This window comes from Lysinibacillus sp. YS11 (genome assembly GCF_002896375.1).
In the GTDB taxonomy this organism is placed as follows: domain Bacteria; phylum Bacillota; class Bacilli; order Bacillales_A; family Planococcaceae; genus Lysinibacillus; species Lysinibacillus capsici.
The window spans coordinates 2,525,016-2,551,859 of the sequence record NZ_CP026007.1 but is presented as its reverse complement, the minus strand read 5'-3'; the positions used below and the strand labels follow the sequence as shown (position 1 = coordinate 2,551,859).

The 26,844-nt window shown below is 34.6% G+C and carries 28 protein-coding genes and 1 pseudogene; 18 read left to right on the top strand and 11 right to left on the bottom strand.

The window, feature by feature from the left end; all coding sequences use genetic code 11:
* Positions 1-580 precede the first annotated feature (580 nt).
* The 4 genes from LBYS11_RS12670 to LBYS11_RS12655 form a co-directional block, all read right to left on the bottom strand.
* Positions 581-970 carry a hypothetical protein gene (locus LBYS11_RS12670; RefSeq protein ID WP_048392570.1) on the bottom strand — a complete coding sequence of 130 codons (390 nt, stop codon included), beginning with the start codon at positions 968-970 and terminating at the stop codon, positions 581-583.
* A 284-nt stretch (positions 971-1,254) separates the two neighbouring features.
* Positions 1,255-1,593: a hypothetical protein gene (locus LBYS11_RS12665; RefSeq protein ID WP_048392571.1), complete on the bottom strand. Its 339-nt coding sequence runs from the start codon at positions 1,591-1,593 to the stop codon at positions 1,255-1,257.
* Between the two features lie 847 nt (positions 1,594-2,440).
* On the bottom strand, positions 2,441-3,673 hold the full coding sequence (locus LBYS11_RS12660; protein ID WP_103118267.1) for an MFS transporter: 1,233 nt from the start codon (positions 3,671-3,673) through the stop codon (positions 2,441-2,443).
* Positions 3,674-3,746: 73 nt separating this feature from the next.
* Positions 3,747-4,376, bottom strand: a complete 630-nt coding sequence (locus LBYS11_RS12655; protein WP_048392575.1) for a LysE family translocator — start codon at positions 4,374-4,376, stop codon at positions 3,747-3,749.
* Positions 4,377-4,612: 236 nt separating this feature from the next.
* Between LBYS11_RS12655 and LBYS11_RS12650 the strand changes: the two genes are divergently transcribed.
* On the top strand, positions 4,613-5,293 hold the full coding sequence (locus LBYS11_RS12650) for a TraR/DksA C4-type zinc finger protein (RefSeq protein WP_103119087.1): 681 nt from the start codon (positions 4,613-4,615) through the stop codon (positions 5,291-5,293).
* Positions 5,294-5,560: 267 nt separating this feature from the next.
* Positions 5,561-6,118, top strand: coding sequence for a hypothetical protein (locus tag LBYS11_RS12645; protein ID WP_103118266.1), 558 nt, complete (start codon positions 5,561-5,563; stop codon positions 6,116-6,118).
* A gap of 788 nt (positions 6,119-6,906) precedes the next feature.
* Here the strand turns inward: LBYS11_RS12645 and LBYS11_RS24085 are convergent.
* Complete coding sequence (locus LBYS11_RS24085) at positions 6,907-7,284, bottom strand: CBO0543 family protein (RefSeq protein ID WP_304481706.1); 378 nt, start codon at positions 7,282-7,284, stop codon at positions 6,907-6,909.
* Between the two features lie 336 nt (positions 7,285-7,620).
* On the opposite strand from LBYS11_RS24085, the gene LBYS11_RS12635 reads away from it, so the two are divergent.
* Both LBYS11_RS12635 and LBYS11_RS23975 read left to right on the top strand, forming a co-directional pair.
* Positions 7,621-7,809, top strand: a complete 189-nt coding sequence (locus LBYS11_RS12635) for a hypothetical protein (protein WP_054550360.1) — start codon at positions 7,621-7,623, stop codon at positions 7,807-7,809.
* Between the two features lie 228 nt (positions 7,810-8,037).
* Entirely contained in the window at positions 8,038-8,160 is a 123-nt protein-coding gene (locus LBYS11_RS23975) for a hypothetical protein (RefSeq protein WP_255409618.1), read from the top strand.
* A 169-nt stretch (positions 8,161-8,329) separates the two neighbouring features.
* Here the strand turns inward: LBYS11_RS23975 and catA are convergent, their stop codons facing one another.
* Entirely contained in the window at positions 8,330-8,980 is a 651-nt protein-coding gene (catA, locus tag LBYS11_RS12630; RefSeq protein WP_103118264.1) for a type A chloramphenicol O-acetyltransferase, read from the bottom strand.
* 472 nt (positions 8,981-9,452) lie between these two features.
* Between catA and LBYS11_RS23275 the strand changes: the two genes are divergently transcribed.
* The 11 genes from LBYS11_RS23275 to LBYS11_RS12580 all read left to right on the top strand — a co-directional run bounded on the left by LBYS11_RS23275 (position 9,453) and on the right by LBYS11_RS12580 (position 18,849).
* On the top strand, positions 9,453-9,629 hold the full coding sequence (locus LBYS11_RS23275) for a hypothetical protein (protein WP_199768258.1): 177 nt from the start codon (positions 9,453-9,455) through the stop codon (positions 9,627-9,629).
* A gap of 226 nt (positions 9,630-9,855) precedes the next feature.
* Entirely contained in the window at positions 9,856-10,338 is a 483-nt protein-coding gene (locus tag LBYS11_RS12625) for a hypothetical protein (protein ID WP_233731988.1), read from the top strand.
* A gap of 710 nt (positions 10,339-11,048) precedes the next feature.
* Positions 11,049-11,474 carry an acyl-CoA thioesterase gene (locus LBYS11_RS12620; RefSeq protein ID WP_004225136.1) on the top strand — a complete coding sequence of 142 codons (426 nt, stop codon included), beginning with the start codon at positions 11,049-11,051 and terminating at the stop codon, positions 11,472-11,474.
* An 11-nt stretch (positions 11,475-11,485) separates the two neighbouring features.
* Complete coding sequence (locus LBYS11_RS12615) at positions 11,486-11,860, top strand: DUF423 domain-containing protein (RefSeq protein WP_103118262.1); 375 nt, start codon at positions 11,486-11,488, stop codon at positions 11,858-11,860.
* Between the two features lie 162 nt (positions 11,861-12,022).
* Complete coding sequence (locus LBYS11_RS12610; protein ID WP_103118261.1) at positions 12,023-13,354, top strand: SPFH domain-containing protein; 1,332 nt, start codon at positions 12,023-12,025, stop codon at positions 13,352-13,354.
* A 14-nt stretch (positions 13,355-13,368) separates the two neighbouring features.
* Entirely contained in the window at positions 13,369-14,472 is a 1,104-nt protein-coding gene (locus LBYS11_RS12605; protein WP_048392586.1) for a TFIIB-type zinc ribbon-containing protein, read from the top strand.
* A 443-nt stretch (positions 14,473-14,915) separates the two neighbouring features.
* Positions 14,916-16,121, top strand: coding sequence for an EAL-associated domain-containing protein (locus LBYS11_RS12600; RefSeq protein ID WP_036076413.1), 1,206 nt, complete (start codon positions 14,916-14,918; stop codon positions 16,119-16,121).
* Positions 16,122-16,445: 324 nt separating this feature from the next.
* Complete coding sequence (locus LBYS11_RS12595) at positions 16,446-17,096, top strand: copper amine oxidase N-terminal domain-containing protein (RefSeq protein ID WP_103118260.1); 651 nt, start codon at positions 16,446-16,448, stop codon at positions 17,094-17,096.
* Positions 17,097-17,113: 17 nt separating this feature from the next.
* Complete coding sequence (locus tag LBYS11_RS12590; protein WP_054550292.1) at positions 17,114-17,371, top strand: hypothetical protein; 258 nt, start codon at positions 17,114-17,116, stop codon at positions 17,369-17,371.
* A 52-nt stretch (positions 17,372-17,423) separates the two neighbouring features.
* A complete protein-coding gene (locus tag LBYS11_RS12585; RefSeq protein WP_233731987.1) occupies positions 17,424-18,305 on the top strand; it encodes an FAD:protein FMN transferase in 882 nt (293 codons plus the stop codon).
* Positions 18,295-18,849 carry a ferric reductase-like transmembrane domain-containing protein gene (locus LBYS11_RS12580; protein WP_103118258.1) on the top strand — a complete coding sequence of 185 codons (555 nt, stop codon included), beginning with the start codon at positions 18,295-18,297 and terminating at the stop codon, positions 18,847-18,849. Before LBYS11_RS12585 ends, LBYS11_RS12580 begins: the two co-directional genes overlap by 11 nt.
* Before the next feature lie 115 nt (positions 18,850-18,964).
* On the opposite strand, the gene LBYS11_RS12575 is transcribed toward LBYS11_RS12580, so the two are convergent.
* Positions 18,965-20,224: a sensor histidine kinase gene (locus tag LBYS11_RS12575; protein ID WP_103118257.1), complete on the bottom strand. Its 1,260-nt coding sequence runs from the start codon at positions 20,222-20,224 to the stop codon at positions 18,965-18,967.
* 1 nt (position 20,225) lies between these two features.
* Positions 20,226-20,891, bottom strand: coding sequence for a response regulator transcription factor (locus LBYS11_RS12570; protein ID WP_036076407.1), 666 nt, complete (start codon positions 20,889-20,891; stop codon positions 20,226-20,228).
* A 264-nt stretch (positions 20,892-21,155) separates the two neighbouring features.
* On the opposite strand from LBYS11_RS12570, the gene LBYS11_RS12565 reads away from it, so the two are divergent.
* Both LBYS11_RS12565 and LBYS11_RS12560 read left to right on the top strand, forming a co-directional pair.
* A complete protein-coding gene (locus tag LBYS11_RS12565) occupies positions 21,156-21,656 on the top strand; it encodes a hypothetical protein (RefSeq protein ID WP_016992196.1) in 501 nt (166 codons plus the stop codon).
* Between the two features lie 707 nt (positions 21,657-22,363).
* A complete protein-coding gene (locus tag LBYS11_RS12560; protein ID WP_103118256.1) occupies positions 22,364-22,756 on the top strand; it encodes a RidA family protein in 393 nt (130 codons plus the stop codon).
* A gap of 53 nt (positions 22,757-22,809) precedes the next feature.
* On the opposite strand, the gene LBYS11_RS12555 is transcribed toward LBYS11_RS12560, so the two are convergent.
* Positions 22,810-23,055: a hypothetical protein gene (locus LBYS11_RS12555; protein ID WP_048392591.1), complete on the bottom strand. Its 246-nt coding sequence runs from the start codon at positions 23,053-23,055 to the stop codon at positions 22,810-22,812.
* A 428-nt stretch (positions 23,056-23,483) separates the two neighbouring features.
* Between LBYS11_RS12555 and LBYS11_RS12550 the strand changes: the two are divergent.
* A pseudogene (locus LBYS11_RS12550) lies at positions 23,484-24,337 on the top strand (malate synthase).
* A 358-nt stretch (positions 24,338-24,695) separates the two neighbouring features.
* Here LBYS11_RS12550 and LBYS11_RS12545 read toward each other — a convergent pair.
* On the bottom strand, positions 24,696-25,742 hold the full coding sequence (locus tag LBYS11_RS12545) for a DUF418 domain-containing protein (protein WP_103118255.1): 1,047 nt from the start codon (positions 25,740-25,742) through the stop codon (positions 24,696-24,698).
* A 90-nt stretch (positions 25,743-25,832) separates the two neighbouring features.
* Positions 25,833-26,786 carry a helix-turn-helix transcriptional regulator gene (locus LBYS11_RS12540; RefSeq protein ID WP_103118254.1) on the bottom strand — a complete coding sequence of 318 codons (954 nt, stop codon included), beginning with the start codon at positions 26,784-26,786 and terminating at the stop codon, positions 25,833-25,835.
* Between the last annotated feature and the right edge of the window lie 58 nt (positions 26,787-26,844).

Here is a 26,844-nt window from a genome sequence, read left to right as displayed (position 1 = left end):
CTCTTTATTCAAACTTGAACCTGACAAAGTACAAATATAGGTTTGTCACCTTACTTTTTACACATAAGAATATGAAGTACTAACAAATCCCTCTAATCTCACCATTCCAATTTCCTTAGAGCAAAAACTCGACCAAATCAATACTTTTGTGCAGATGAAAGAATGAATGACTATGGGAAACGAAAAAAGCATTGCAACGAAGCAATGCTAAGTACGTGGAGTTTTTGACAACCTTACTACATTAAAAACAAAGCCTATAACTCCACAAATAAAGAAAATATAGGCTACTAGTATGGACATAACTTCTAAATTGTTAGTGAATATCCTGTATCCTCCTAAAGTAAATAAAGCCAAACTGCCAACCGAACTAAGTAATATTTTATTTTTGTCAGTCAACACACACACCTCCAAATAATGGAATGTATATAGGTTAACACAAAATGTATTTTTAGTTAACCTATTCTATGTTTATTGGTGAGTGTCATAAAAACAAAGAAACTTTACTGTACACTTTGAATAAAATGTTCAGCAAGGAAGAGGATTCTTGCTGAACATTACTATAAATATAATAATTTTTTTATTAATTAATAAAATTTTGAGGAATACATTCACGAACACCAGAATTTCTCAATGAGTTAAATAAAGCTGCACTGATTCTTAAAATAACAAAGTTATCAGTGCCATTTTCTAATTCATAGATCACAAAGTATGAATTATCAACTGTAAAAATACATTTTCGTTCTAATTCAAATCCAGGTGGTACAGGAGGAAGATTGAAACGTGGTACAACTAAAGGTGTATCTCCTTCATCTCTGATAAAATCAAAAGTTTGTTGGTCAATCTCATAGATATTAACTGGATCAATCTCCACACCTTTTTCTGGAATTGTAATTTCATCTTCAACTAATACGAAAAAGCGTTCGTTTCGAAAATTGAAAAGACCTCTTGCCCCAATTTCAAATGATGCCATTTTATATTCACCTCCTATTCTCTAAATATCTTATTCATATCAAATCCAGTTGTTTGGACATTAAGGAGGGGGGAGTGAAAAATAGTTTCTGGTCTGAAGTCATTAGAAGCTAATTATAGGGTGAGATAGATTTATAATTTCGGATATGAATGAGGATTAGCTGGACAATTTGAAGTTCATGTCAGAAAGAATGTGCTGTAAGGAGTGACAAGCTGGAGGTAAATGAATGAATATGGAAAGCCCTATACACTGGTATAGGGCTTTTATAATCTTAACATTAAATTCTAAAGAATCTGTGTTAATTCTGAGTTCACAAACCGTTGGGCAGCAATAATTACACCTGAAGCTGTTCGTCCATAAACGCTATATATTCCACCATTTTGATTTGGAATAATTTCAACTTCATATTGTGCTCCAACTACACCAGGAGTTACAAAAGTAGAACCATTCGCAATAGCGGCAAAAGGAGTTGTTGATAATAATTGTCTTGACCCATCTAGTCTAAAAACTCTTACTACGCCAGTTAATAATCCTCCCGTAAGGTTAAGAATTTTGACACGAACACTAGCTGCATTAGCTGGTTGATTTCCTGTATTTTCAATTGGGCCAGTAGTTAAACTCATTTATTTCACCTCCAAATAAACAAAATTTGTATAATCTGCAGATTATATTTTCATAGTATGTAGTATTCTGTATACTCTCTAGTCTTATTAATCATTTCTATAAATTAAAGAAAAGTGTGAGTTGGTTTAGTAAGCAATGCGAAGTATGTAAGTGAAGGTTAACCTATTTCTCATGACATAGTACCTTAGTAGAACATCGAATAGTGGAGCTATTGAACAATATGAGGAAAGTAACTAGTGTCACTGGGTTGGTAGTGACCCTAAAATGAGAGAGGCAGTGACGGTCAACTAACGCCACAAACGAATAAGTGCGTGCGATACACACAATTATTAATTTGCAATTAAAGATACATAAAAAAAAGCCGTAGCGTTTGCAGACGCTACAGCTCGAATTGGTTGATGCCTTTAAAGACAATCTAGTAAACGTAGTATTTCGTAACTTAGGAGGACGAAACTATGTTAACAGGCAAACAACAGTTACTAAAGATGGCTGAAACAATCGAGGAGGCAAGGTAGTCAGTAACGAAAGCTGATAACAATAGCTAAATTGGAGTGATTGAATCAACATTACCAAAGGCATATGATGCAACTGTTGTATACAGGAAATTATCGAATTAAGGAAATGGTGCAAAAGCGCATTTCGATAGTGCATCAGGATAGAGAGGTTGAAGTATTTCATAGATTGCTTGATGGGAAAGCCAAGTACGACAACAAATGATGAAGTAGCCGAGAGACTACTTCTTATAAGATATTCCTAAAAGTATTTTTAATCGGAATTATTTTAGTATGAGATCTGGATAAACTATGTGCTTTCAAATAAGGTCATTCAGTCTAGAGCTCTTTATTTTTATGCCATTTCATTGGTTTTTTCAATATCCTCTACTTTGATAAACTTTAAGACAACAAACAGGAGAATAAATCCTAATACACCTGCCGTAATATAGCTGGCATGGAGATAATTTTTCATGACAAGTGACATAATAGGAGGACCTGCTGCAACCCCTATAAATCGTGCCGAGCTGTAAAAAGAGGATACGGTTCCTCTTAACTCTTTTCTAATATTGTCAGTAATAATTGTGTCAAGTGCGGGCAATAGTGCACCAATAGCAATCCCCACTATACTCGTAACGACTAATAAAAGAATCAGTTTTTTACTTGTAAACCCAACAAAGACAATACTGACAGACATTGCAATCAAGGAGGCAATGATTATTTTTTTAATCCTTCCTAGGTTTCCTTTAATTTTTCGACCAGATATAAATGAAGCTATACAAAGTAATAAAAGCGGGATGGCCAAGACAAACCCTTTTTTAATCCCTTTTATATCATGAACTTTTTCGAGGTTTTCTGATAAGAAAAATAGCATACTAAATAATATGAGCATCACAAGGACCCCGTTAAGGAATACGGTATATAACCATTTTCCTTCCTCCTTGAAAACTTTTTTTGTATTCCGTAAAAACTCTTTGAGCTTCAATGGTTCATCATCATCTTTAGGAGCTTTAACGAAGAAAAAAATTAGTACAATTGAAATCAAACTAAGCGCTGAAATGGAGAAGAAGGGAAGGAACCATAAAAACGCAGCAAATATTGATCCTAAAATGGGACTTAACACTTTCCCAAACGTATTAGACGTTTCAATTATCCCTAATGTAGAACTTATTTTTTCGTCATCATCCTGGTAAAGATCACCTACAAGAGGCAATACGATCGGCATTGCACCAGCGGCCCCAATTCCCTGAATAATTCTTCCAGCGATAATCATTGCGTAGGGGTCATCCATTTTCCATGAAGCAAATCCAGCAATCAGACCACCGATTAAAGCTAAAATTAAGCTTGGTAATATGACCATTCTTCTGCCGAAGCGGTCCGATAAATAGCCAGCTACGGGGATCAGAAAAATAGCTGCGACTGAATAGCTTGTTATGATCATGCTCGACTGAAATGATGTGATCCCGACCTTATCCTCCAGTATAGGGAGCACGGGAATAAGCATTGAATTTCCAAGTGTCATGATGAGTGGAATAGAAGTCAAACTTACAATACACCAGACACTTACATTAACCTTCTCTTGGTCCATTACCACACCTCGACTAATATTCTTTTAAAGGTATGGTTTCCTTTCGTGTTTATTTTATGCGCTGTCGGTGAGTTTATTGGAATAACACTTGGTAAGCCTGCATCCCAAAGTAGATCCCGAAACCAATCATTAATAAGGCTGAGATAAAAGAGACCGTTTTCAAAAGCTGTATAGATAATAATTTTCGAGCGACACTGGATAAAAAGGCATAAATAAAATCTACAAAAATAATGCCCATTAAAATGGCGATACTCACCAAAATGATTTCATACCCTGTTGAGATACCAGCCGTTTTTGCGAGTATGGAGCCGTATATTCCCAGCCAGAAAAGGATGGTTAGCGGATTCAAAAAAGACATGAAAAATCCAGTCATGAGGGATTGTCTCAGTCGTGTCCTTTTCCCTGTTTTCGAATCCATCTCAATTTTATGTAGCGACAGTAAATTTTCGATACCGGTGTACAAAAGAACAAAACAGCCGAAGGACCAAAGGATTGTTTTTAACCAGATGGAATTGATAAATTGGCCAATTCCAAAATATACGATAAACATATAGATAATGTCAGTCGCTATGGCACCAAGACTAAAAAACCATGCATGAAAAAAGCCATTTTTTAAACCTGTATTCAATAGGACAGTCTTAACAGGTCCAATTGTTGCAGCCATTGATATGCCTAAAAAGATAAAGGTAAATATAGAATCCATAAAATAGCCTCCAATAATCAAATGTAATTGCATTTTATTCGAAGGCAATAACTTTTAGGACAATCTAAAAGGGCATAAAAAAACATGCGGATTTAATATGTCCTTATCACAAGCTAAACTAATTATATATAGCATATTTATCAAAGAATATAGTTTCGTTTTTGTCTTTAAATTTATCCTTTAAAACAAATAATTCAATCAAATTCGTTCATAATAATGAAAAGGACGTGATGACTATTCTAAATGAAAAGAAGATATCAAAGCTAAAAAATATGTTAATTGAGCAAAAACACTCGCTCCAACGAAGAATGGATACAGATGATGAATATTTAGAACGAGGTAGTTTACGGGATTCTGTTGATGAGCTGTCAACAATCGATAATCATCCAGCAGATCTGGGTACCGAATTATACGAGCGTGAAAAAGATATGGCGTTAAAAGTCCATGACAATGATGAGTTAGCAAAAGTAAATACGGCCTTACAAAAGATTGAGGATGGTACCTATGGCGTATGTGAAGTTTGTCAACAAGATATCCCATATGATCGATTGGTGGCACTGCCTTATACCTCTTTTTGTATTGAACATACTGCAAAAGACGTTCCAACAGATCGACCGGTTGAAGAGCAAGTGATGCTTCCTCCAGTAGACAATTCTTTTGCTGGCCGAGATGATAAGGATGATATTCATGATTATGAAGATATGTTTCAAGTTGTGGCGAAATATGGAACTTCTGAAACACCTTCCGATTTTGAAGGGGATTTTGAAGATTATGATGAATTATATGAAGATCCTGAAGAAATTGCCGTTAATGACGAATGGGATTCATACCATATCTCTGAAACAGATGAATTAACACGCCAAGTTTCCATTCAGGAAGTAGAACACGCGAGAAAGTTTGATTATTTAGAGGATTAAATGTGGGATTCAATAAAATAGGCGCAATTGTTATAAATGAGTGCTTTAATAAACATACATGGCCAGCCCATATATTTTAAGAGAAAAGATATTACCCCAGTTTACATGTTTTATTAAGAATAATATGTAAAAAATAAATTATTTCCTTGTTAAAAAGATCACTTAATATAGTGGTCTTTTTATAATTAATCCATAAAGGTTTAGTAAAATTGTCTATTTCATTTGTCCCTTCATTGAATAATGTATTAAAACAAGGAGGATGATAAAATGGGTTTCGACAATTTTAATAGAAGTGAAAAGGAACCAACTAATAAAAGAATTAGCAGAATTCATGATGATTGTGAAGAAAGTTGTAATAACAAAAATATCCATCAAGGAGTACAGGTACCACAAGAACCTTTAGGTACAGGTCTTCCAGGGTTTGCTTATATTTATGATACCACTGCTCAACCAGGTATCCCGAATAATGGTTCCGTTACTTTCAATACAAATGGTAATATTACTCCTGCAGGGTTTGTAACACATGTACCAGGAACAGCACCTATCATTATAAATCAAACGGGTATTTATCTTATTACCTACGAGGTGTTTGTTACAGGTGGCCCTAATGCATTTGCTCTTTTCAATGGCGACAACCAAATAGCCGGTTCCAATTATGGAGACAATTCTGGTAACTTGGAAAATGGTCAAGTAATAACGACTTTAAATTCATCGGATGTTCTTACATTGAGAAATATTCATCCAAACCCAACAGCTTTATTAAATTTAGTTATTCCTGACATTCTAGTTATCAGCGCGTCTATTGTCATTTTAAGATTAGCATAAAGCTTTTATTGCGAGTCACATCTAATAGGTGTGGCTTTTTGCATTTATAGATTGGTTTTGAAATTTGAAAGTGAACTGCACCCCATTGTTACATTGGGTCTAACAATTGGGGTGCAGTTCAAAATAGGGTGTTTTTAAGCTTATTCAGAGAAATCATTGTAGACAATTTCGCTGGCGGGGTGGGGCAAGTACAGGGATTGAAATGGCTACTGGAGACCGTTTTATACTTTCGACACTAGTAAAAGAAGAAAAAAAGTAATTGATATTGTGAATTAGGGTTTTAGAGCCACATGAATTATATGCAGGACAAAGATTCCCAAGTAACTATAACGCAAACGGGTCTAAATACTGAAAAAGGAGCAAATAAAGCGTGTCGGAAATGTGCCTCCTGACTTGCCAGAGGCTCTTGTAAGAGAGATTTACCTGAAATGTGGCTAGCAGCAGTCGATATACTGTGAATATATTAAAGAAAATTTGAAGGAGTAAATCGAATGAAAAAGTGTAAGAAATGCAAAATCACTTCGAATTAAAGATATTATTCAGTAATATAAATAAAAAACTGACAACTAATGTGCCAGTAAATAGAGAGAGGTTACCTACCTTTATGTTTATTTATAGACTTTTGAACTTTGATATTCCTAATATACTCTTTACGTTCATCTTCAGTCGTTTGTTGCTAATTGATTTTTTTACTTTAACTTGTTTGAAATGTAGAGATTTAAATACTGCATAATATAAGAAAATTACATAGTAAATAAAAAAGCCGCAGCGTCATCACACGTTACAGCTTATATTTTTATATTTATTTTTATTAAAAATTTGTAATACCAGTACAAAAATAGATAAGGGAACAAATACGAGAAAAACGTCAGGTAGACATTCCAACCGTTTTCGTAAATTACTCTTCCGAAATAAAAGAAAATCATTTCTAAAAAAGTAGTGAACAACGACATTAAAAAGATAATCAAATAAGCTCTGTTAAATTTTTTTATGAAGTAGATTAAGTAACATCCCAAGACTGGGTAAATCCCTAAATCAAAAGGTAATGTAGCTATATGTTTCTGATTAGGAAAAGGTAGTACTTCCCAAAAATCATAATAAAAACCTATGGCATTTATTATATAAGCAGAAACACTAAAATATGGAGCAAATAAAAAGAGTAACATTTTATCTCTCTTATAAAGGTGCAGTATACCTATAATCCAAGGAATTAGAAAGGCCAAAAGTAGATGCAGGATCATTTTTTTCATTCCTTTGATTTTATTATAAATATGTACTTAATCGCTTTTTATTAAACAGCGTGAGTTTAAGGAAAAATGTGAAAAAATGTGCAGTAATTGCCTTTTGTGCGTTATGAAGAGTGGAAGAAAAAATTTAATGGTGAGGTATAGTAAGACCGAATATACACAATCATCTGTTGTTTCTTTCAAGGCTGTTCTTGCAGTTATAAGTGAAAATAGTGTATTATAGCTTTCATGTTGTAAACAAAAAGGACGGATGTAATGAAATATAATAAGACAGTTATGCTAAAGCTTATAAATGAACATCGAACATTGCATGATGAATTAAAAAAACTAAAATCTGAAATGGGTTTAGAGAAAAATTTCGCAGTAAAGGCATTGTATCATTCATTTGTTGCAGAAGATGGTCCTTATATGAAAGAATATCAGGATTTAGAGCGATTACAATAAATGTAGTGCCACTAACAAAATTGTTGGCAAGATAAGTAATAATTTTTAGTCCGAGAATTTAATACTAAGTTTGTGATTGAGCCATTCATTTTGAGTGGCTTTTTATTCTGTTTTTTTACTGGCAGACGCTATAAAGAACGATAGGAAATACACGTTTGAACAGTTTAGGGATTCTTACAGATCACTAAATTGGGCAAGCAGGAAAATACAAAAGAATAAATACTTGAAATGTATGAAAATGAAAAGGGTAACCGCCTGAAAGTTGAAAGGGAATTGGAAAACCTTAAAACAATGATTGGCTATGCGAAAACGCAGATGCAAGGAGCATTGAACTCAATTGGTATTGGTTAATCGATTACTAGAAAGATATTGTTCAGTAACTTGAGTGGATATAGAAGGAAAGCAGAAAGACAATAATCAGATACAAGGAACAGAAATAAGGCACATATACTACCCTGTTTTCCTACAGGTTAGTAAAAAACACCAACTAAAAGAGATTAGTCAGTGTTTCGTGTTTTATTTATATAAGAAACTCTAGTTTATTTTCTACAAGAGTCTGAAATCTATCCATAAATAGAGCTGCATGGTAACCATCGCAGACAGAATGATGAACCTGCAAGGATAAAGGTAAATAAATATTACTAGTTTTATTGATAAACCTACCTGCAGTGATTATCGGCAAACAATAATTTGGGCTATTATTCACGTTTAAGTTAAAACCAGTAAAAGAAGTCCATGGAATCATAGAAATATTGACGACATTTTCAGGTATCGGTGTTTTAGGAAACAGTTTTCCTGTACCATTGTACTTCTCAGTATCGGAAATATAGTTCTCATAAAACTTTTTAAAACCTTCATCTGTATTTGTATAAATGGCTGAAAATAACTCTGATGTCTTATCAAAGATAGTATACATTGGGACTACCTTATCCCAGTAGCCAAACTCTCCAGCAGAATTAAAGTTCATTCTAAAATGTTTATTTGAATTTGCCACGTGAGTAATTAAAAAGATGAATACAGGATAGAATTTATATCCCTTATCTTTTGTAATTTTATAAAGTTCAGTAATTTCAATATTTCTGGTGATGCTAAAGCTCGTTTGTTGATTTAAGAAATGATTGAAAATTTCTTTTCGTTCCCAATTATTAATATCAATTTTATTGAATTTCATCTTATAAAGCCTCCTAAAATTTAAAATCTAGATAATTTTAGGAAGCTAATTTGACTGCTTTTTTCATAAGATCATTCCTTTAATTTTATATAAGTCAATCTTAACATATTATTACGGTTTCGATTATTAATTTAGATTAGCATAGAGAGCTTAAACTGCTAATCAAAAAGCTACTGCACAATATGAGAAATCGTCTTCAGGGAGGGCATCTTTGGAAAATTCTAATATTTCTTCGCCGAAAAACACAATAGATAGTAGTATTAGTACAATTAAAACGGCTCACTAAAGTCTGGATGTCATCACTTGATACAAGGGTTCGTAAGTCACATAGAAAGCTAGATGGTCAGAAAGCTGATAATGAAGGCTACTAACATTATGGTATGGGGCATTGCATCGATGGATAGTCAGTGTCGCTGGCACAAAATATATATGGAATGGCAAGTTACCAGAGTATCGATGAGGCAGAGACTACATGGACGATATCTACCAAAAGCAATCGGCTGTTCGTATTGATGCTTATATGTCTGATTTAGGGTTAAATTACAAACAAGCTTTTAATAAGGCGTACAAAGAGGTGAAGCCTCCACGTGTTGTAGTACCATTCGTAAGTTACGAGGAATGGAGTCAACAATTTAGCAGTAGAGGGTGAGTGTAGTTGGATAGGAAGTAGTTATTCCTAGGAATAAGTTTTTAGATATTTATGTTAAAAACGATATTGAAAATTAACACTTAAAAATCGTAAAGACATGTCGGAAATGGTACGCTTGACATAACAGTAATCATAGTAACTATTTCGTACCGTATTGTTAAAAAACAAAATGTAACTTCGTAGCTTAGGAAAGGATGTGTGATATATGGACAAAAGAAACTCAATAATGGAAACATATTTTAATACAAAGGATATTGCTAAACGTAATGTATTATTAAAACAATTAGTATTTGACTTGCCTGAGAACGGAAAGGACTTTTTTCTCAAAGTATATAAAAAAGAGAGATATTTGGATATGCGGCTAACTGCGATTAGAGGATATGCTGCCTATGCAAGCGAAGAAGAAGTTGCGATTTTAATGAAAAGGATGTTGGAAATCTTAAAAAGGCGACCAGAAAGTACACCATATAATTATCAGGAATACGAAATCTTGCGTTCATCTTTTCTGATACCTTATTTATTGGAAAAATATCAATACGACTGTTTCAAAAAATTTAATGAACAGTTAAAAAAACAGTACGACGCTATGCCTGAAGTTTTCAAAGGAATTTTTACATGTGACGATAAAGGGGAACATATTCAACTAATTTCCCCAGCAGTAGTACAGAAAAAGATTGAAGATTTCATGCAAAGTGAAGGATGTATCTAATGGATTTTGCACCCAAATGATATATTGGAGATTTATGGATTTTTTCCTGTATTAGTCTATTAGCTATTGTAATTATATCATCTCGCATTGCACATTCAACCTTTGCAAAGAAGGAAGATTGGGTAGGAAAGCTGTTAACAAGTGTGTTTGCTAATATAGGTATGTTTACTTTTGTCATGGGTCTATTTAGAAGGATGGAAAAGAGCGAGTGAATTGCTGTCATATGTAAATGTATTAATTGCTATAGGTTCATTCGTAATGATGTTTTTTATTGCCTTTTTTATAATTTTTGGATAGTCAATAAAATAATAAATGAATAAAAGACAACTCTGTGTGTGAACTGCCCCGTAAAGTTAGATTGTTGTTTAACTTTTACGGGGCAGTTCTAATAAAGTGATGAGTGGTTTTTCTCAATCATATTTATCGAAAACTTATAAACTAAAACCTTTTTTTGCTTCGAATTCCATTGTTAAAAAAAATTACATTTTTGATTTCCAGTACCTGACCAGTATCTTTTATTTTAAACTTTTGTACCCCAAATAAGTGGGGTACAACGGGTAAAAACAGAAAAAACATTTTTCACCAAATATTTTTCTGAATCTAATTTCAAATTTTTTTAAATTACAATTTATTAACTTTTTCTAATCAGTAGAGCAAAAACCCCACCAAATCAACACTTTTGCGCTATAATGTAGGACGAGGTGAAGAAAATGTTTGTGAGTGAGAAACAGATTGAAATACGGTACGCAGAGACAGACCAGATGGGCGTGGTGTACCATGCGAACTATATTATTTGGATGGAAATTGGGCGTACCCAGCTTGTAAGTGATGCGGGCTTTGAGTATGCTGCCTTAGAAAAAGATGGCTATGTATCGCCAGTGATGGATTTATCGATTTCGTATAAAGCAGCCATGCATTATGGACAAGTGGCGACGGTGCGCACTTGGGTAGAAAAGCATGATCGTTTACGAACGACGTATGGCTATGAAATTTTACATGAGGATGGCACGGTAGCAGCCACAGCTCAATCCGTACATATTCTTGCGCATAAGGATACATTGCGACCGGTATCATTAAGTAAGATTGACCCAGCTTGGGATGCCAAATATAAAGAAATTGCCGTAGAGGCAAAATAGGAGAACAATAGATGGAAATGTTTATAGCTTTAGGCGCTATTTTAGCAGCTCTTGGTGTTGTTTTAGGTGCTTTTGGTGCACATGCACTCAAGGATAAGTTTGCCTCACCGCATTATGCAGCCATTTGGGAAACGGCTGTGCAATATCAGATGTATCATGCTTTAGGGATTCTAGCCCTTGGCATTCTATCCAATGATGCATTTTTAGGAAGCTCTAGTTTGCTTTCTTGGGCAGGCTACTTGATGTTTACAGGGATTGTATTCTTCTCTGGTAGTCTATATGTGCTAGCCGTGACAGGTGTGAAAAAGCTAGGTGCGATAACGCCAATTGGTGGCATGTTATTTATTGTTGCGTGGGTGCTTGTTATAATTGCTGCCTTATCCTGATACAGAAAAAGTAACGAGAACGTTCTGATGATTTTTATCATAGGAGCTTCTCGTTTTTTTGTTGATAGGAAGAAAATGAAACAATTTGTCTGATTTTGCGTATTACATAGTATGAAGAGATGTTAAAATAAGCTAAACATCAATGTGAAGGTGGGAATATTTATGGGTTTATTGAAAGCAGGCGTAGGGGCATTAACAGGTGTTTTAGAGGATCAATGGCGTGAATATTTTTATTGTGAGGCATTATCCTCAGATGTTCTAGTAACTAAGGGTATTAAACGCACTTCTAAACGAGGTTCAAATAGAGGAAATGACAACATTATTAGCAATGGCTCGATTATTGCCATCAATGAAGGGCAATGTATGATGATTGTTGAACAGGGGAAGGTTGTAGAGTTTTCTTCAGAAGCTGGGGAATATGTCTATGATACATCTACAGAGCCTTCGATTATGTATGGCTCAGATTTATCTCATGGCATTATGGAAACATTTAAACAGATAGGCAAGCGTTTTACATTTGGTGGAGAACCTGCTAAAGATCAGCGAGTTTATTATTTTAATAAAAAGGAGATTGTTGGCAATAAATATGGTACTCCCGCACCAATTCCATTCCGTGTTATTGATCGTAATATCGGATTAGATATCGACATTGCCATTCGTTGTCATGGTGAGTATTCTTATAGAATCATTGATCCGTTATTATTCTATACAAATGTATGTGGAAATGTAGAGCGTGAATATACGAGAGAGGCCATTGATAGCCAGTTAAAATCAGAATTAATGACAGCGTTACAGCCAGCCTTTGCACAAATTTCAGCAAGTGGCGTTCGTTATAGTGAAATACCTGCGCATACGGTTGCGTTAGCAGACGCACTCAATAAGGTATTATCAGAAAAGTGGCTTGCTACACGTGGTTTAGCTGTTGTGTCATTTGGGATTAGTACCCTAAAGGCTTCTGAGGAAGACGAAGCCATGATAAAACAACTACAACGCAATGCGGTTATGCGTGATCCAGGTATGGCTGCTGCCCATTTAACAGGCGCTCAGGCAGAAGCGATGATTGCAGCTGCTAACAATGATGGTGGCGCTATGGCAGGCTTTATGGGGATGAATATGGCTGCACAAGCAGGTGGAGTCAATGCTGGTCAGCTTTATCAAATGAATGAGCAAAATAAGCAAGCGCAAATGGCTCAGGCTGCGATGCAAAATCAATCAGCCAAAGCATCTGGTACATGGACATGTGCATGTGGTCATGACAACACAGGGAAATTCTGTTCAAATTGTGGCGCAGCAAAACCAGCGGAAGAGGGCTGGACATGTACATGTGGAGCGGTGAATAAAGGAAAGTTTTGTAGCGAGTGTGGCTCTAAAAAACCAGCTGGTGCTTTACTCTATGCATGCGATAAATGTGGGTGGGCACCAGAGGACCCTGCCAATCCGCCTAAATTCTGTCCAGAATGCGGCGATGTTTTTGATGAAAAGGATGTCAAGTAAGGAGATGATGACCTATGTCAACGCAAGAAGTTGAACATGTCAAACAAGTAAAGCTTGACTTTGATGCGGAATGTCCATCCTGTAGTGCATCAATTGAGTTTAATCCTGCTACAGGTAAGCTGACCTGTCCGTATTGTGGATTTGAATCTGAAATTGCAACCCCTGAGCAAGAAGAGGAAAAGGTTGCACAGGAAATGGACTTCTTAAAAGCAGAGGAACGTGGGAATTTCAATTGGGGCGTGGAGAAGAAAACAGTTATTTGTAAAGCTTGCGCGGCCGAGACAATTTATGATGCTCTGCAGGTCGCTGACAGTTGTCCTTACTGCGGCTCAAATCAGGTCATGGAAGCGAGCGCTGAAAATACGCTTGCTCCCAATGGCGTATGTGCTTTTGAAGTAACGGATAAGCAGGCAGGCGAACATTTTCAGAAATGGATCAAAGGTCGATGGTTTACACCAAAGGCTGCCAAAATAAGTGCAAAGCCTGATGCCTTTAAAGGGGTATACCTCCCGTATTGGACGTTTGATTCAAAAACAAGCTCCAGATACTCCGCAAGATATGGACGACATCGAACGGTTACGGATAAAGATGGTAAAACGCATACTGAAACGGATTGGTATTCAACAAGTGGGTTTTATCAGGAATTTATAGACGATCATTTAGTGAGTGCCACAACACGCTATGATCGAGATATGATGCGAAAAATTGAACCATTTAATCTTCTTAATAATAAGGCCTATAAACCTCAATATGTAGCTGGATTTTTATCAGAGCGTTACAGTGTTGGTTTGCAGGATGGCTGGAGCCAAGCAAAAAGTGAAATCCATGATCACCTCCATGCGCAGATTACATCCAAAATCCGTTGGGAAAATAGGGCGGATGTAGTATCCAATCTACGCTTTTCCACAAACCATGATGATATTACATACAAATATTTAATGTTACCGATTTGGTTATCTTCTTTCCGCTATAAGGAGAAGATTTACCGCTTTATGGTGAATGGACAAACGGGTCGAGTTGGTGGTAATGCCCCTATTTCACCGCTTCGGGTGACAATTGCAGTTATTTTATCATTAGCAGTAATCGCTCTGATTTGGTATTTCTTTATGTCTGAATAATAATAAACAGTATGCCAGTAGGAGCCTCTTATTGTCCTTTTGGGATACTGTTTTTTTCATAAAATTGTCCTTAAATACTGGGTAAATGACTGAATTAATTGACTGGTATAGGATAATCATCATCCATTATCACGGCTGTCATTGCGTCAAGTTGCATAGATTAAAGGGAGAGTAAAATATCAGAACAGCCTTGGTTGGACAAAAGCATAACGTTGCAAGATGGTGTAACAAGCAACCTACTATGTAGGAAAGTCGTTAGAAATAATGCAATTATGGTGGTTAAAAATTAGGACGGATTTCCATTAATGATGAGAAGTGAAGTTGCGATTTTACTTTAAACAACTTATTATACAGTCAGAGAGCATTTTTTAAGCTAGTCATGATAAATGTAATGTTATTTTTGAATAACAATGAAAACGTTATTCATATTGGAGGTTTCGATGATGGACGCAATTGAAGTGTTAACAAATTTAGATCAAATACATGGGTATTATCAACCGATATTTAGCGCAGATGCGCATACGGTGATTGCCTACGAAATTTCCGGATATCTACAAATTCAAGGTCAGCAAATTAATTTAAAGGATTTTGTCAACAATGAAGATATTCCAGAAGAATATCGAATTGATATGGAACATAAAATTTTACATGCGGCATTAGCCAAAATTGATGAAATTGCACCAGAAATTGATATTTATATCCCAAGCAATCCAAATTTATTGATGCAAGATTTTGGTGAAAGTCATTTTAATATTATCCAACAATATATAGAGGAAAAAGATTTACAGCGTATCGTACTTGTGGTATCAGAGCATCGTTTTATAGGGGATATTAACAAATTACATCACGCCCTACGCTATTTTACGACGTTTGGGGTAAAAATTGCCGTTCAGGAAGTAGGAGCCGAAAGTCATTTAGAGCATATTGCGCTATTGGCACCACATATCTTAAAGGTCAATACACGTGATTTAAATTACGATTCTTGGTCTGCTCAATCGGACATGATTTCTGCCATTGGTAGCCTAGCTTATAAAATTGGAGCAAATCTATTATTTGAAGATATTGAAACGGTTTATCAGCTACAATTTGCTTGGAAAAATGGCGGTAGATTTTATCAAGGGCCATACCTAGCAAATCCAGCTATGACTTTTGTTGATAAGGATATATTAAAGGAACGTTTTAAAAAAGAATGCCAGCAATTTATTACTTCCGAAAAGAAAATGCTGGAGGCGCAATATTTGCAGTTGAAAAAATTAAGGGAGGAATTAGAGGCGATTGTTCACCGTGTGAAACCAACAAGCGACAATGTCTCCCATTTAGAGTATTTAGCTGAATTATTGGATAACTACTCCTTCCGTCTCTATATTTGTAATGAGGATGGGTTCCAGTTAACGCCTAACGTTATGCGAATTGATGGGAATTGGGAGCTACAGCCACGTGCCATCAATAAAAATTGGAGCTGGCGCCCTTATTTCCTTCAAACGATTATCAAAATGCGCAACGATCAAAGTGGGGAAATCTCTGAATTGTATCGGGATATTGAAACAGGAGAAATTACAAGAACATTCTCCATTGCGATCAACGAGCATGAATATTTGTTTGTTGACCTTTCCTATGACTATCTTTATGAGCATAAAATCTTTAGATAATATTAGTAATTTCTTTAGTGACAACATTTAATGGGTACAAATTGCAATTCGATCTATTTATTTTAATTAAATGTATTAGGTATTATGGGGAAGAATCCTAAAAGCCTAGTAAAATACTGAAGTTGCCTTCTATATTTGCAGAAGGCAATTTTTTTTGATTTCAATCAAGAATGCTATTTAAGTTCTCATAGAAAATTAACTACCTCTATCGAAACAAAAATGGCAGTCTATACATTTGTTAAATTTGTAATGAATGATTTTGTTTTTTCAGTATTTTTTCATTTAGCTTAATTAAGATGGAAATATCATAAAGGAGCTGAAAAAATGAGGATTATCAAAATACTGCTAATTATTAGTTTAATTTGGCCATTTGTTGATGCCAACATAGCAAATGCGGATGATGAAGAAGATTATAAAAAATACGAGGGTGATGTTCATAAAAAGCACAATGATGATTATGATGATGACGAGGAAGATGATGATTATGATTATGATTATTATAAAGAAGAGGATGAATATGAATATTATGACCAAAGATACCCTGAAACAAATAGTAATACATGGAATATTTGGACGAGATCGACTTATGTAAATAAAGGAGAGTTACCCCTAAAAGAAGCGAAAGAAATTCAATTAAAACTAGAAAATAATAATAATACAGTGTCACTTTACTTGATTCCTTTAGATGGTGAAATATATGTGCCAGGTAAAATTGTTGCTGAACTTTTAGGTGCAAAAGTAGTTAATTATGATAATAGTAAAATATTGGAAATTAATAAAGCTGGTACAGAACTAATTTTTCGTGCGGGGACAAATGTTGTGTACTATAACGAGATAAAAACACCTTTACCAGCTGTTACATTTTACTTGAATGATAATATATATGTTCCAATTAGTGTAATTTCAAATGGTTTGGGCTATGTGGCTGAATGGCAAGAAATGAATAACGCTGTTGTATTGAAGTTATTAAAATAAAAAAGGGAGATGATTGAATGAAAGATCAAAAGAAAGCTAAATGGATATTAGGCACTTCTGGAGTAATATTATCTTCTTTACTATTAACGCAATTTAATAATGTTCCATCAGATATAAACATAGCTGATCTAAATTTGACAAATGAACAATCAAAAAAAATGTCAGACCGAGAAAAGGAACTTGTTCAATTAGATTGGACAAATTTTGAAATTGTAGGAGTGAATCAACTACAACAAAATAAAATTCGTACCGATCGAACTACCAAACGATCCTAAACTTAGTTTGAAGTGGAGTTGAAGTTGCTTGGATACCCTTTCATTAAACACGATGAATACAAACTTTTATATTGAAATTGCTGGAACGCAAAAAATGGATTGGAAAGACAAAGTGGTGAAATGGTTGCAATACGTTGCAAGAGAGTGGTCGAGATTTGAGCCAAATAATGAGTTAAATCAAATTAATCAACTAAAGGTAGGAGAAATAGGTAGAATTTCTCCTGCATTATATGATTGTTTAAAAGCAGCAGACAACTATTATACATTAACTAATAATATATTTTCTCCGTATTTAAAATTACATTTAGAACAACATGGGTATGATCGATCCTTTCCTTTTCAAGAATCAACGTATAAGGCAATACAAATAGAAAAAAAGACAAATAAGCCATTTCTTTTTTTGGATCACAATGAAGTTTTAAAAACGGATAATCAATTAATTGATTTAGGTGGATTTGCCAAAGGATACGTAGTTGAAAAAATAGCTGATTGGCTTAGACAGGTTTCTCCAGAGTTTGGAATTGTAGATGGTGGTGGAGATATGAAAATGTGGTCGTCAGGCAAAAAGACATGGACCATTGGGATTGCTCATCCATTTCATATACACGAAGAGATCAGTTCAATTAGAATTCAAAATGGAGCAATTGCCACATCGAATCGTATATTCAGAAGTTGGAAACAGCAGGGGAAAGAAAAGCATCACTTATTAGATGGAAGAACCGGAGAGGTAATCATTAGCCCAATCCTTCAAACAACGATAATAACAAACTCATTATGTCAAGCAGAAGTGGCAACAAAACTGGCTTTTTTATTAAATGAACAAGAATTACAAGTATGGTTTGACAAACTACAGATGCCTTGTACTTGCTTAATAGCAAAAGATGATGGAAGTATATATTGGCTGAAAGGAGGAGAAAAATTAGATGTTATTTAGTACTTGGGAATGGATTCGATTATTAGGGCTTTTAAGTTATTTTTACTTCAGTATGTCAATTTTTTTTGGTTTACTAAGGAAATCTTCTACTCTCAAGTCCAATAAAAACTTATACTTTCAATTACATCAAATGAGTGGATGGATGGGATTTATAACTGTTATTGTACATTTACTTTTACTAATGATTGATCAATACGAACCCTATACTATTTCTGAAATCGTATTACCTTTTAGCGCTAACTATCAGGCATTGTTGTCTGGGCTAGGAACCATAGCTTTTTATTTATTTTTAATAGTTCTTTTAACATCAGATATATGGATAAATAAAATGAACTTTTCACTTTGGAAGAAGATACATTTTCTTGTTTTACCTGCTTGGATATTATCACTTATTCATGGGCTATTCATTGGTACTGACTCTAATCAAATGTTGGTAATTTTATTTTATAGCAGTACGGTAATGGTTATAATTACCGCACTACTTGTAAGATTGATGAGTGATGGATTTAAGAAGAAAGATCAAAAGCAAGGGGTTAGCAAGTAAGCGGTGCATGAATGGATGAAAGGCAGTTTCTCCATGTTAGCTAGACTGCCAAAGTAGCTCAAAAAAATAAACTAGTTGAATGGCACTACTGATACATGGAATGCCATTCTATGGTTTATCCATCATGTAACGATTTAGTATAAAGAGGAAATTGAATACAAAATGTTGTACCTTTTTCCAATTCGCTTTGAACTGTGAGTGTTCCTCCGTGATCTTGAACAATAGAATCAGCTATAGCAAGTCCTAGTCCTGTTCCGTTTCTGTTTCTCACAGCATCACTCCGGAAAAATCTATCAAAAATAAAAGGGAGGTCTTCCTTAGAAATCCCAATGCCTGTATCTTCAATGTAGATATATATCATTTTATCAGTTTGTAAAAGCTTTAGATAGATTGATCCTCTTTGTGTGTACTGAGCGGCATTATCTAATAATATATAAATTAATTCAGTTATATTATTTGAATTTCCAATAAATTCAACATTAGGTTGGATTTCTGTTTCGAAAACGATTGATTTCGGTAACGCTCTTTTAAACTTCCTACTAATCGTTAGTAGCAAATCTGTTAAGGAGATTTTTTCTTTAGTTGAATCAATACGATTTTTGTCATGTCGGGCTAAAAATAATAGTTTATCTAATAGCTCTTTCATTAACTCTGCTTCATGCTTTAAATCTTCGATTAATTCTTTACCGAAATCACTCATATTACTAGCTTCATCAGATTCTAAAATATCGAGTGAACTATAAAATACGCTTAGCGGTGTTCTTAACTCATGAGAAGCATCTGAAACAAAGCTTTTCTGTTTTTCAAGTGCATGTTGAATGGGAATCATGGCTTTTCCTGCCATGTAGTAACTTAAGAATCCAATTATTATTGTAAAAATTATAATTAAAACAATAAACAGTAAGATCATTTTTTGAAAAAAATGATATTGTGATGTGGTCGATTTGCCTATAACAATATATCCAAGGAATTCATCGTTCGGCTGAATGGGTTTCGATAAAATTAAAAGATGTTTATCGCGCCACTTAATATTTTTTACAAAACGTTTAGAAGGATCTTCCGTTCGAATGATTTTTTCTAGGTCTTTAAATAAACCTTGATAGTTTTCGTCACCGTGGACTAGTATCTGGTCTTTTGTATAAATATAGTAAAAATACATACCATTTGGGTTAAATTCTAATTTCCCTTCATTATCATTTTTGTGCTCAAAAAAGTCATGATATTGTTCTTTATAATAAGTTTCTAGTTCTTCTATTTGTTGATAATCCATTAGTTGAACTAATGAAAAATATAGAATAATAAGAAAAGCAAAGAAAAAGCCTATAAAATAAATGGAGTTAAATAAAGTTAGTTTTTTACGAGTTTTCTTAAACATGCTACCTCACTCTGTATCCTATTCCTCTAATGTTTTCAATAATGGATTTTGGACGATTATGATCGATTTTTTTACGAACTAATTTTACTAACGCATCAAGGTTGTTGTTAGTCATTTCATGATCAAAGCCCCATACTTGTGTGTAAATTTGTTCTCTAGTAAGAATGATGCCTTTGTTGATAAAAAGGTACTCTAACAATAAAAATTCGTTTTTAGTTAATAGTATTTCTTGATTATCTTTAAAAAGTGTTCTGGAATCCAAATATAACTTTAAATCATCAATTTGAATGATTTGATGAATGGATTTATTTTTTCTTCTTAAAATGGCACGTATTCTAGCTAAGAGTTCTTCCATTTTAAATGGTTTAACAACATAATCGTCAGCACCTGCATCTAATCCGCAGATGATGTCATTGCAATCATCCTTTGCTGTTAGTATTAAAATGCCACCTTCATAACCATTTCTTCTAGCTTCTTTGCACACATCAATACCGCTTATTTCTGGCATCATCCAATCTAAAATGACTAGATCGTATGTATGAAACAGTATGTATTCTAATGCATGCTGACCATTATCTACAGCATCCACCTGATGAAATTCTTTTTGAATGATGTGAACAATGTTTTTTCTTAATCGATTATCATCTTCTGCTATCAGTATTTTCAACGAAGCTCCTCCTACCTTTTTTATATTCAATATAACTAATTTATAACAACATTATGAAATCCACCTGAATTTTTTGTGCGACCAATCTTCTACTTATTCTAAGCCAAAAAAGAAATTTAAATTAAATATCGTAATTTTTTCTAGTACCGTTTTTCAGATTTTTTTCATATTGGTTGCTTAGACTAATGTTGAACCTCAATATGGAAGGAGATCTCCTATGCGATATTTAAAAATGTTTGGGATAGTATTGGTAGTTATGTTTTTTTGTATGATGTAAATCCCATTTATGCAGATGATATTTTTGAAGGAAAAGATGAGTATGATGAGGGTAACGGTAGACAACAACACGAAGAAGGGCGTTATGAGGACCTTGGTGAATTAATTGGTTGGTGTACATTCATAGGAATTGGTGCAGCGGGTATGATTTTTCCTATTAGAACTTTCTTGAAGTCTGTAACTCGTACTTTCCCACAATCTAAAGGGCTATATTTATACGTAGCAAAGTTAATAGGTAGATATCATATTCTTTTTGGCACAATGGCATTGTTGTTAGGTATTGGTCATGGGATAATCATGTACTTTAATGAGGGTGAATTGGAGAATGAAGGAATTATTGGCTTAATTGCAATTATTCTTTTATCAATTACTGCTATTATAGGAATGAATTTATTCAACTATAGAAAAAATCGAAGCTTGCGAACAATCCATATCTCAATAGCGGCATTAAGTGTTATTACAGGAGGGATTCATATTTTTATCTCTTAATTATGTAAACATGACTCGGCTCATAATTACTAAGCTTAACATTTTTGTTGCATACTGCATTCATTTTCTATATTTGTTGTATAAACAATGCTTAGACAAAGAATCTCTAGTATTTGAGCTTAAAGCAAAAGGATCGCATTAGGGAAGTGTGCTGTGTAATTATATTTAAGTTTATAGTTCTTGTATTGGCTATGGTATATTTCCGTATAAGAATTCTACACCTCAGCATTACTTGCAGATGAATTAAAACTAGCTGTAATGCAGGTGGACAAAACTTATCCAACATAAGTGCGACTCGACCCCAAATAACTAAAAAACTAGGTACCGCCAAAGAGGGGTACCTAGTTCTATTATGAAAGGGACACTTGGGATGGAGTGACCCTAGTAACAATTTCGGAGGTGTAAGGCTAATTTAGCTTTACACTACTATATATATGTTGTGATTGCTATGGTTGAATAGTTAATTGCCTGAGAAATAATCGATGAAATGCAAAAGAGTTTGGGTATTTCATTGATTGTCTAGGATAGAAATGGTAAAGTGAACATAACTTTAGGGACAAGGAGGAGAATTCATATGAAAAAAAGAGCTATTCGTTTTTTAAGCATGGGTATAGGGTTCTCCACAGCTGTTTTTTTCTAAAATCAACAAACAAGGGATAAGTCTGCCCTTTTTTAGAAAAAAATACAATCCTAAAGGAGAAAAGAATATGAAAACAAACATAGTACGTAAAAATCCAATGCAGGTACCTAGCCCTGTTGGAAAGTATAGCCACATCACAATCATTCCGAAAGATGCAACAATGTATGCATTCTCTGGACAAATTGGGGTTGATCAAGATGATCAACTGCCAGTAGATTTAATTGAACAAACCACCAATACATTTAAAAATATTGGAGCGCTTTTAGCGACTGAGGGATTAGATGCTTCTCATGTGGTAAAGGTGAATATATGGGCGACGGAGGAGATTGATTGGCATCATTTCTATCAGCAATGGGAAGTAATGTTTGGTCATTCCTATCCCTCTATGACTATTGCTTATGTATCTGCATTGGGGCTACCAGATATAAAAATAGAGATTGAACTTTGGGCTGCTAAATAGCCTAAAAAACGACAATATCCATGTGGTATTGTCGTTTTTGTGTACAGACGGTATTAACGTAACATCCTTTTTAATTGTTTCATTTCATAATTTAATTCGTCAATTTGCTTTTGTAGTTTGTCAATATCATTGCTATTACTTTCAATTTCCTTCAACTCATCCTCTAGAGCAAGACCAGCCGCAATGGTCGCTAGAGCGTCTCCAAGTGTTGTAATCGCCCCCGCAATGACAGCCAACTTAGCTGCTTGACTCACGGATTCCAATCCCTCATTATTCCGATTACCTTTATTTTGCTTCATATAATCCTCCCTACAAAAAAGGGTATTATTTGCATTGTATGCTAAGAATAAGAAACAGGTGAAGAATTTATGGGCATCAAATAGGTAACAAGGAAAAGTTGGATTTTATAAGGCGTTTTTTAGAAGTTTATGGTCTTTTCTAACAGGATTCTAATGACATTCAGAGAATAAATAAATATTTTAACTCATGTAAAAATGTGTTGTCAATAATAAATTTGTAATTTTATTAAAAAATGTTATAATAGTCTTACGATCATTTTTTTTTATAAACGTATTTCGAATTCCGATGTCCTATTTTGCAGAAAGAATTTGGATACGTTTTTTTATTTTTAAACAGAAGAAAAATTCGAAATTGTTTTAAAGAAGTTATTTGAAATTTTACTATCTAATAGTAACTTAATTTTTATTCCATAAGGAGGACTAGATGAATGAATCTAATTAATAAGAAAGTTACACACAAGCGTTTTGGCATAGGTAGTATAGTTAATCAAAATGATTCAAGTATTGAAATACATTTTGCATCAGAAAATAAAAGGTTTGTTTTTCCAGATGTATTTGGAAAGCACCTAACAATACATGATAAAAGTGATGCTAAGTTACTTGAGGAAATTATACAAAAAAAGAAATTGAACGAAAAGAAGAAGAATCGCGGATGGAAGAGGCCAAAGAACTTCAACGGAAAGAACTCTTGCTTCGCTTGGAACACGAAAAACTTATGAGTAATCATAAACTTCATCCCGCATCACAGATGGTTTTTTGGTGTGATTCAGAGGAACAGAATAGTTCTGTTTCAGAGTGGAATGTTTTTTCAGGTATATTAAAGAGTGGTAATAATAAAGGGAAGCCAAACAAGCCGAGCCGCTTGCACCAAAATAGCGCTGTCCTTTTAACAGCAAGAGATTCCAGCCAGCCTGAAAGTGATAGACGCATCTTAGGTGTCTATATGGTGAATGAAAAATTCGTCGGCAAGCTGTGTGAAGATGGACATATTCCTGCTCATTCAAAATACAGAATTCAACTGACAGAACAGGAGTCGGATCAGTTACTTTTCTGGCAATATTATATCAATGAAAAATTCCCCGAAAAAATGACATGGAAGACAGGGAAATATCGTTATTTCGAAAATTTATGGATGGCTCAAATTTTACTTGATATCATTTCGTTGAAAAGTGACCCAAAAGAACTGGAGTTGGCACAACAATTCTTTAAACATTTTTGTAAAATGAATCAGCTAACAGTTCAAGAAATTCCCAAACCTGATGGCGCATTAACCCGTATTTAGTACAGTGAACCAATTATCAAGATGAAGAGCTATACTTGCTTGCAAGAGAAAAATAATGGTAATGAATACAAGTCACTGGATTTTAAAATCCAGTGACTTGTATGTTTATGTCCCAGTAACTTTATTAGCTTTTAATACCTATTCCCCACAAAGTAACCCCAATGATTCACTTATTAGATGTAATAAAAGTAAAAAAACAGCGTTAATAATGGCTTAACGCTGTTTTTAAATTAGTCACTTTGGTGACTAAATAAAATGGGGATGTGTTTCTTGCTGAAGATATGAGCAAAGATGGAAAGCGAGTAGGGTACATTACCAATATATGATGTTTACCACCAAGCTGATAGGTGTTTATCCTTTACGATAAATAATCTTTCGTACTTTGTCGTAGGGGAGGAATTGTCCAATATGTCCCGATTCGCCATAGCCATTCCATAGGGCCAAAGCGGAAAAAGTATAGCCATAGCTTACTAAAGAGCAATTGGCAACCATAAATGCCTAGACAAATCCACAAAGATTCAAGATAGCGAAGTTGTCCAATTAAACCGAAAGTATGGCCAATTAAGAGAATGAGCGCTGTTTGCCCCAGGTAATTAGTCAAGGCCATGCGCCCATATGCTTTTAACGGTGCCAATAGTCGCTGGAACAAAGTGCTTTGTAATAATAGGATGATTGTTCCCATGTAAAAGGCAGAAGCGAATGGGCTAAACTGTAGTCCAATTAATGAAAATTGCTCAATATTTGTAATATGAGCCGCTAGCTGATCCTTGGGCAAATGCTGGATATTAACAAGAGGCTCAGGGACATACTGCCATTGATAAAACCAGCTAGCCATGCTTATAAAGCCCATTACAATCGTCACGAACATGATTTTATTTCGATGTAACGAGATATTTTCAAATAAATGATATTGACCAGCAGCTAGACCAAGCAAAATCAGTGGAAATGGCATTAAAATTTTTAGACCAAAATAGGCAGTGATGGCTAATAGGATGAATCCAAGGATGAGATTGATGTCTTTGCGCATTTTATAAAAAGGTAAGGCTACAAAGCCAAAGATAGCATAGACAGTTAAGGCTTCACCTGGTTGGAAATAAAAATGCACTAGCCCCATAAACAGTAAAATCAAAAGCCTACGACTAAATAAGGCATAGGCTTTTTCGCCCCTTGCCTGTGCGCGTGAAATAAAGAGATAGAATCCTATTCCAAATAAAAATGAAAAAATGATAAAAAATTTACCCTCTACAAAAAGTGTCAGAAAGCGGTTATAGGCAATATCGTTTGCCAATTCAGGTGGTTCAATCCACATTAATGAGGGGATATTGACTAAAATAATGCCCAGTAAGGCGAACCCTCTTAAATAATCTAATGTGTCAATTCGTTTATTACTGTTGGTCGGTTGCAACGTATATCTCCTCCTTCAAGACCAATTATAAGGAAGATCTTTTAAAAGTAGTAACGATGAATGTTACGTGAATCTAACAAAATTGTCATCTTATAGAGGCTCTATTGGCTCAGTGTAAATCGCTAATAGCTCATATGCATGCTGACGTATAAGCTGAATTAGTGTGTACGGTTCTTTGACAATCGCATGTTGACCAAGGCGAAAGAAAAGGGAGCTATTAAAGTGGAGCTCATGTTGATCGATAATCGTATCGATATAGCCTGTTCCATCACTATGTCGAACAACCGCTTTTTCAAGATGGGGCTCACTTAAACATTGACGAACGCCCTCGCTTGATAATTCTACATATAACCGAATAGGCTGCTGAGGCTCATAGTCAGTTTCAAGCCATTGCTGCAAATTCATCGTCGTTTTATGGTTTGCTTCACTAATTTTTATCCCTTTAATTCGATCTACACGGAAGAGTAATATTCTTTCATTTGATAGCAGTAGCGCAGGCATATACCATAAGCCATCATGAGCGTACACGCCAATAGGCTGGATATGCTTAGAGGTGATACCAGATTTCGATTCATACTGGATATGCAATTGTGATTGGTTAATGATAGCCTCTAAAACGTCTGTTAAGAGTGGTGTTGTAATGGCTCTTTTAGGGTTCCAAAAGGCAATATAGGATTGCAGCGTATCCACCTTTTTCTTGGCTTCCTTCTGTAAGGATTCATACAGTTTTTGAGAGACAGACTTCATTTCAGTATTAAAGGGTAAATCACGATAATAGTGCAAAGACTGGAATGCAAAGAAAATGGCGACCGCCTCTTCCTCAGTAAATAATATCGGGGGGAGAATGGCATTGGATAGCACCGTATAGCCCCCATGTCTTCCTTGTTCCGCGTAAATGGGTAGCCCCATATCACTTAAATCCAAAAGGTAACGATGCACCGTTCGCACGGAAATATGGAAGGTGTCGGCAATTTCCTGCGCTGTAAATTTCTTTTTCACACTGACGAATAGCAAAATATCAATTAATCGTTTAGCTTTGGTCATATTTTTTCACCTTTTTATTTAATCATGCCAATAGTTGTCATGTTTTATATTTAGTATA

Excerpts from the sequence above, each read along its gene's own strand:
- LBYS11_RS12670 (WP_048392570.1), bottom strand. The coding sequence starts at position 970 with ATGGCATCATTTGAAATTGGGGCAAGAGGTCTTTTCAATTTTCGAAAC.
- LBYS11_RS12665 (WP_048392571.1), bottom strand. The coding sequence starts at position 1,593 with ATGAGTTTAACTACTGGCCCAATTGAAAATACAGGAAATCAACCAGCT.
- LBYS11_RS12660 (WP_103118267.1), bottom strand. The coding sequence starts at position 3,673 with ATGGACCAAGAGAAGGTTAATGTAAGTGTCTGGTGTATTGTAAGTTTG.
- LBYS11_RS12655 (WP_048392575.1), bottom strand. The coding sequence starts at position 4,376 with ATGGATTCTATATTTACCTTTATCTTTTTAGGCATATCAATGGCTGCA.
- LBYS11_RS12645 (WP_103118266.1), top strand. The coding sequence starts at position 5,561 with ATGGGTTTCGACAATTTTAATAGAAGTGAAAAGGAACCAACTAATAAA.
- LBYS11_RS24085 (WP_304481706.1), bottom strand. The coding sequence starts at position 7,284 with ATGTTACTCTTTTTATTTGCTCCATATTTTAGTGTTTCTGCTTATATA.
- LBYS11_RS12635 (WP_054550360.1), top strand. The coding sequence starts at position 7,621 with ATGAAATATAATAAGACAGTTATGCTAAAGCTTATAAATGAACATCGA.
- LBYS11_RS23975 (WP_255409618.1), top strand. The coding sequence starts at position 8,038 with ATGTATGAAAATGAAAAGGGTAACCGCCTGAAAGTTGAAAGGGAATTG.
- catA (WP_103118264.1), bottom strand. The coding sequence starts at position 8,980 with ATGAAATTCAATAAAATTGATATTAATAATTGGGAACGAAAAGAAATT.
- LBYS11_RS23275 (WP_199768258.1), top strand. The coding sequence starts at position 9,453 with ATGGACGATATCTACCAAAAGCAATCGGCTGTTCGTATTGATGCTTAT.
- LBYS11_RS12625 (WP_233731988.1), top strand. The coding sequence starts at position 9,856 with ATGGAAACATATTTTAATACAAAGGATATTGCTAAACGTAATGTATTA.
- LBYS11_RS12620 (WP_004225136.1), top strand. The coding sequence starts at position 11,049 with ATGTTTGTGAGTGAGAAACAGATTGAAATACGGTACGCAGAGACAGAC.
- LBYS11_RS12615 (WP_103118262.1), top strand. The coding sequence starts at position 11,486 with ATGGAAATGTTTATAGCTTTAGGCGCTATTTTAGCAGCTCTTGGTGTT.
- LBYS11_RS12610 (WP_103118261.1), top strand. The coding sequence starts at position 12,023 with ATGGGTTTATTGAAAGCAGGCGTAGGGGCATTAACAGGTGTTTTAGAG.
- LBYS11_RS12605 (WP_048392586.1), top strand. The coding sequence starts at position 13,369 with ATGTCAACGCAAGAAGTTGAACATGTCAAACAAGTAAAGCTTGACTTT.
- LBYS11_RS12600 (WP_036076413.1), top strand. The coding sequence starts at position 14,916 with ATGGACGCAATTGAAGTGTTAACAAATTTAGATCAAATACATGGGTAT.
- LBYS11_RS12595 (WP_103118260.1), top strand. The coding sequence starts at position 16,446 with ATGAGGATTATCAAAATACTGCTAATTATTAGTTTAATTTGGCCATTT.
- LBYS11_RS12590 (WP_054550292.1), top strand. The coding sequence starts at position 17,114 with ATGAAAGATCAAAAGAAAGCTAAATGGATATTAGGCACTTCTGGAGTA.
- LBYS11_RS12585 (WP_233731987.1), top strand. The coding sequence starts at position 17,424 with ATGAATACAAACTTTTATATTGAAATTGCTGGAACGCAAAAAATGGAT.
- LBYS11_RS12580 (WP_103118258.1), top strand. The coding sequence starts at position 18,295 with ATGTTATTTAGTACTTGGGAATGGATTCGATTATTAGGGCTTTTAAGT.
- LBYS11_RS12575 (WP_103118257.1), bottom strand. The coding sequence starts at position 20,224 with ATGTTTAAGAAAACTCGTAAAAAACTAACTTTATTTAACTCCATTTAT.
- LBYS11_RS12560 (WP_103118256.1), top strand. The coding sequence starts at position 22,364 with ATGAAAACAAACATAGTACGTAAAAATCCAATGCAGGTACCTAGCCCT.
- LBYS11_RS12555 (WP_048392591.1), bottom strand. The coding sequence starts at position 23,055 with ATGAAGCAAAATAAAGGTAATCGGAATAATGAGGGATTGGAATCCGTG.
- LBYS11_RS12540 (WP_103118254.1), bottom strand. The coding sequence starts at position 26,786 with ATGACCAAAGCTAAACGATTAATTGATATTTTGCTATTCGTCAGTGTG.